This window comes from Polaromonas sp. P1_G4 (assembly GCF_056405475.1).
Genome location: NZ_JBFUCA010000354.1, coordinates 1 through 4,464, shown reverse-complemented (window position 1 = coordinate 4,464; position 4,464 = coordinate 1). Strand labels below are relative to the sequence as shown.

The following is a 4,464-nucleotide window of genomic DNA, read 5'->3' as shown; positions in this document are numbered from 1 at the left end:
CTTCATGGCGATGTAGGCATTGGTGTTGGCGGGGTTGCCGACCACCAGCACCTTGACGTTGCGGCTGGCGACTGCGTTGAGCGCTTTGCCCTGGGCCGTGAAGATGGCGCCATTGACAGCCAGCAGCTCGGCACGTTCCATGCCGGGGCCGCGTGGGCGCGAACCGACCAGCAGCGCGTAGTCGGCATCCTTGAAGGCGGTCATCGGGTCGCTGTGGGCTTCCATGCCGACCAGCAGCGGGAACGCGCAGTCGTCGAGTTCCATCATCACGCCCTTGAGCGCTTTCTGCGGGCCTTCAACGGGCACTTCGAGCAATTGAAGAATGACGGGCTGGTCCTTGCCGAGCATTTCGCCGGAAGCAATGCGGAACAACAATGCGTAACCGATTTGGCCTGCTGCACCGGTGACTGCAACGCGGACGGGTTTTTTGCTCATGATAGGAGGACTCCAGGAAGTTGAAATTCGGTTGAATGAGGGATGTAGCGTGAGATGTCTGGCGCGACCCTGGAATATCTGGAAGTGATTACTAACGGGTCTTATGCTTTTACCCGTCAAAATCATCGCAAAACGGCAGGCCGCGCGCTGGCTCAGCCAAAGATTTTACGCTTGAAAAGCAGCGGGCGTCAATTTGTCTTATGTCTTATATAAGATATGATACGGCCAGCCAGAATCCACCCATGAACGCCACTCCCGCCCTACCCGCCGATGATTTTGCAGGTGCCACGCCGGCGTTCAGTCCGCTGTACCAGCAGATCAAGGCCCTGATCCTGCAAAGCCTGCAATCAGGCGAATGGAAACCAGGCGAAGCCATACCTTCCGAGATGGACCTGGCAGCGCGCTACCGCGTCAGCCAGGGCACTGTGCGTAAAGCCATCGACGAGCTGGCCACCGACAACCTGGTGGTGCGCCGCCAGGGCAAGGGCACCTTTGTTGCAACCCACGCCGAGCAACATGTCCAGTTCCGCTTTCTCAAGCTGGTCCCCGACAGTGGCACACCGGGCAGCGAAGGTCCGGCCCAACGCGACATCATCGACTGCCGGCGCGTGCGCGCCAGCGCCGAGATTGCACGCACGCTGGCCTTGCGCACCGGGGACGCCGTGCTGCAGGCCCGACGCGTGCTGAGCTTTGCCGGCACACCCACCATTCTTGAAGACATCTGGCTTCCCGCCGCGCCCTTCAAGGGCCTGACGGCCGAGCGGCTGGCTGACTACCACGGCCCCATGTATGCGCTGTTTGAGACCGAATTCAACGTTCGGATGGTTCGCGCCGAAGAGAAAATACGCGCCGAAGCAGCCACCGACGGGCGCGAGCTGCTATTAAAAGTAGAGCACGGAGCGCCGCTTTTGAGCGTGGAGCGCATCGCCTACACCTACAACGATGCCCCCATGGAGCTGCGCCGCGGCTACTACCGCACCGACACACATCACTATCACAACACCCTGAACTGAACAGCGGCAGCAGGCTCAAGGGAAACAGAAAACCCTGCCAGGCAAACCTGCCGCGGCATGGCCGCGAGAGCCCGGCGGTGCAACCCATAACAACATGACGGACGATGAAGACCCTTCAAGCCATGACACCAACGAAGCGTCAGCAGCGGCATATGCGCGCCGCTGGATTGCCGTCCGGATGGGGTGATTTGTAATCGTCATGTCAGTTACGACGACCTTCGCGCAGCAATTGCGAACTGTCGCGCCCGCAAACGCGCTTTTCCCGACAAAAATTTCCGGCCATCACCCGAAGCAGCCGGGATTGTTGCTGCATTGCAATAGAATTTCGGGTTGAGCCGCTTTGGCAGTTACAAAGCCGTTACTCAAAAACACAGAAAGCCAAGTATGTCCGAATCAGCGACAACCGTAGCGAAGAAGCGGCCCGAGTTCCGCAACATCAACGCCCTGACCGATCTCCACTCCTATCGCCTCCCCCTCGCGGGCATTGTCTCCATCCTTCACCGTATCAGCGGGTTCATCATGTTTTTGCTGATGCCCTTCATCATCTGGATGTTCGACACCTCGATCTCTTCGGAAATCTCCTTCGAGAAATTCAAGGCAGCCTTCAACGTCGGCATGCTGGGCCTTCCCGGCATCATCTGGAAGCTGGTGGCGCTGGCCCTCATCTGGGCTTACCTGCACCACTTCATCGCCGGCCTGCGCCATTTGTGGATGGACGTGAGTCACGCCGCCGTCAGCAAGGAGTTCGGCAAGTCGTCCGCCCTCTTCACGCTGGCTGTGAGCGTAGGCATCTCATTCGTGCTGGCACTCAAGCTTTTCGGCGCGTATTAATCAAGGAGCACAAAAATGGCAGTTAACTACGGCTCCAAACGCATCGTTGTCGGTGCCCACTATGGTTTGCGCGACTGGCTCGCGCAGCGCGTCACGGCCGCCCTGATGGCCCTCTTCACCGTGCTGGTCCTGGCCCAGGTCATCTTCAGCAAAGGCCCCATCGGCTACGACAAGTGGGCCGGCATCTTCTCGTCCCAGTGGATGAAGACGCTGACGTTTGTGGTCATCGTTKCCCTACTGTTGCACGTGTGGGTCGGCATGCGCGACATCTGGATGGACTACATCAAGCCAGCCTCCATCAAACTCGTTTTGAATGTTTTCACGATCGTCTGGCTGGTGGCCTGCGCCGGCTGGGGCATTCAGGTGCTGTGGCGCGTTTAAGCCGCCGCTGACCCCACAGACCCGACAAGAAGACCGACACCCCACAAAATCATGACAGCAACATCCAAACTCCCCAAGCGCAAATTTGACGTCGTCATCGTCGGTGCCGGCGGCTCCGGCATGCGCGCATCGCTGCAGCTGGCGCGCGCCGGCCTCAACGTGGCCGTGCTTTCCAAAGTGTTCCCCACCCGCTCGCACACCGTTGCAGCCCAGGGCGGCATCGGCGCATCGCTCGGCAACATGAGCGAAGACAACTGGCACTACCACTTCTATGACACCGTCAAGGGCTCCGACTGGCTCGGCGACCAGGACGCCATCGAATACATGTGCCGCGAAGCGCCCAAGGTCGTGTACGACCTCGAGCATATGGGCATGCCTTTCGACCGCAACCCCGACGGCACGATTTACCAGCGCCCCTTCGGCGGCCACACCGCCAACTACGGTGAAAAACCCGTGCAGCGCGCCTGCGCCGCGGCCGACCGCACCGGCCACGCCATGCTGCACACGCTGTACCAGCAAAACGTCAAGGAAAAAACCAGCTTTTTCGTCGAGTGGATGGCGCTGGACCTGATCCGCGACTCCGCCGGTGACGTCGTGGGCGTGACCGCCCTCGAAATGGAAACCGGCGACGTCCACATTTTTGAAGCCAAGACCACGCTGTTGGCCACCGGCGGCGCAGGGCGCATTTTTGCCGCGTCAACGAACGCCTTCATCAACACTGGCGACGGCCTGGGCATGGCAGCGCGTGCCGGCATCCCGCTGGAAGACATGGAATTCTGGCAGTTCCACCCGACCGGCGTGGCCGGCGCCGGCGTGCTGCTGACCGAAGGCTGCCGCGGCGAAGGAGCGATTCTGCGCAACAGCAATGGCGAGCGTTTCATGGAGCGTTATGCGCCCACGCTGAAAGACCTCGCGCCGCGCGACTTCGTCTCGCGCTCCATGGACCAGGAAATCAAGGAAGGCCGCGGCTGCGGCCCCAACAAGGACTACATCCTGCTGGACATGACCCATCTGGGCGTGGACGCCATCATGAAGCGCCTGCCCTCGGTGTTCGAGATCGGCCACAACTTCGCCAACGTCGACATCACCAAGGAACCTATTCCCGTGGTGCCCACCATCCACTACCAGATGGGCGGCATCCCGACCAACATCCATGGCCAGGTTGTCACGCAGGACGCCAACAACCAGAGCCAGGTGGTCAACGGCCTGTATGCGGTGGGCGAATGTTCCTGCGTCAGCGTGCACGGTGCCAACCGCCTGGGCACCAACTCGCTGCTCGACCTGCTGGTGTTCGGCAAGGCCGCCGGCAACCACATCGTCGAGTTCGCCAAGACCACCACGCACAAGCCGCTGCCGGCGGATGCCGCCGACAAGACCCTGGCCCGCATCGCGCGCCTGGACAACGCGACCGACGGCGAATACGCGYAAGACGTGGCCAACGACCTGCGCGCCGCCATGCAGCAGCATGCCGGCGTGTTCCGCACACAGGCCATCATGAACGAAGGCGTGACGAAAATTGCCGCGCTGCGTGCCCGCGTCAACAGCATCGGACTGAAGGACAAGTCGAAGATTTTCAACACCGCGCGCATCGAAGCGCTGGAAGTGGAAAACCTGATCGAAGCAGCGCAGGCCACCATCGTGTCCGCCGCGGCCCGCCAGGAAAGCCGCGGTGCGCACTCCGTCGACGATTACGGCGACACGCCCGCGCACCCGAACGGCCGCAACGACACCGACTGGCACAAGCACACGCTCTGGTACAGCGAAGGCAGCCGCCTGGCTTACAAGCCGGTGCAGATGAAACCCC

The 4,464-nt window shown here is 61.1% G+C and carries 5 protein-coding genes; 4 read left to right on the top strand and 1 reads right to left on the bottom strand.

Annotated elements, in window-relative coordinates; translation table 11 throughout:
* Positions 1–435, bottom strand: a 435-nt coding sequence (locus AC1D1X_RS16405; protein WP_477698667.1) for a lactate/malate family dehydrogenase, incomplete at its 3' end; no start/stop codon positions are given.
* A 242-nt stretch (positions 436–677) separates the two neighbouring features.
* Here AC1D1X_RS16405 and AC1D1X_RS16400 point away from each other — a divergent pair.
* The 4 genes from AC1D1X_RS16400 to sdhA form a co-directional block, all read left to right on the top strand.
* A complete protein-coding gene (locus AC1D1X_RS16400; RefSeq protein WP_477671357.1) occupies positions 678–1,448 on the top strand; it encodes a GntR family transcriptional regulator in 771 nt (256 codons plus the stop codon).
* A 384-nt stretch (positions 1,449–1,832) separates the two neighbouring features.
* Entirely contained in the window at positions 1,833–2,279 is a 447-nt protein-coding gene (gene sdhC / locus AC1D1X_RS16395; protein WP_477671356.1) for a succinate dehydrogenase, cytochrome b556 subunit, read from the top strand.
* Between the two features lie 15 nt (positions 2,280–2,294).
* Positions 2,295–2,660 (top strand): succinate dehydrogenase, hydrophobic membrane anchor protein, encoded by a 366-nt coding sequence (sdhD, locus tag AC1D1X_RS16390; protein WP_477698666.1) that lies wholly within the window; start codon positions 2,295–2,297, stop codon positions 2,658–2,660.
* Between the two features lie 51 nt (positions 2,661–2,711).
* Positions 2,712–4,464, top strand: a 1,753-nt coding sequence (gene sdhA / locus AC1D1X_RS16385; protein ID WP_477698665.1) for a succinate dehydrogenase flavoprotein subunit, incomplete at its 3' end; no start/stop codon positions are given.

Bases quoted from the DNA above. Each gene is read 5' to 3' on its own strand.
- AC1D1X_RS16400 (WP_477671357.1), top strand. From the start codon at position 678: ATGAACGCCACTCCCGCCCTACCCGCCGATGATTTTGCAGGTGCCACG.
- sdhC (WP_477671356.1), top strand. From the start codon at position 1,833: ATGTCCGAATCAGCGACAACCGTAGCGAAGAAGCGGCCCGAGTTCCGC.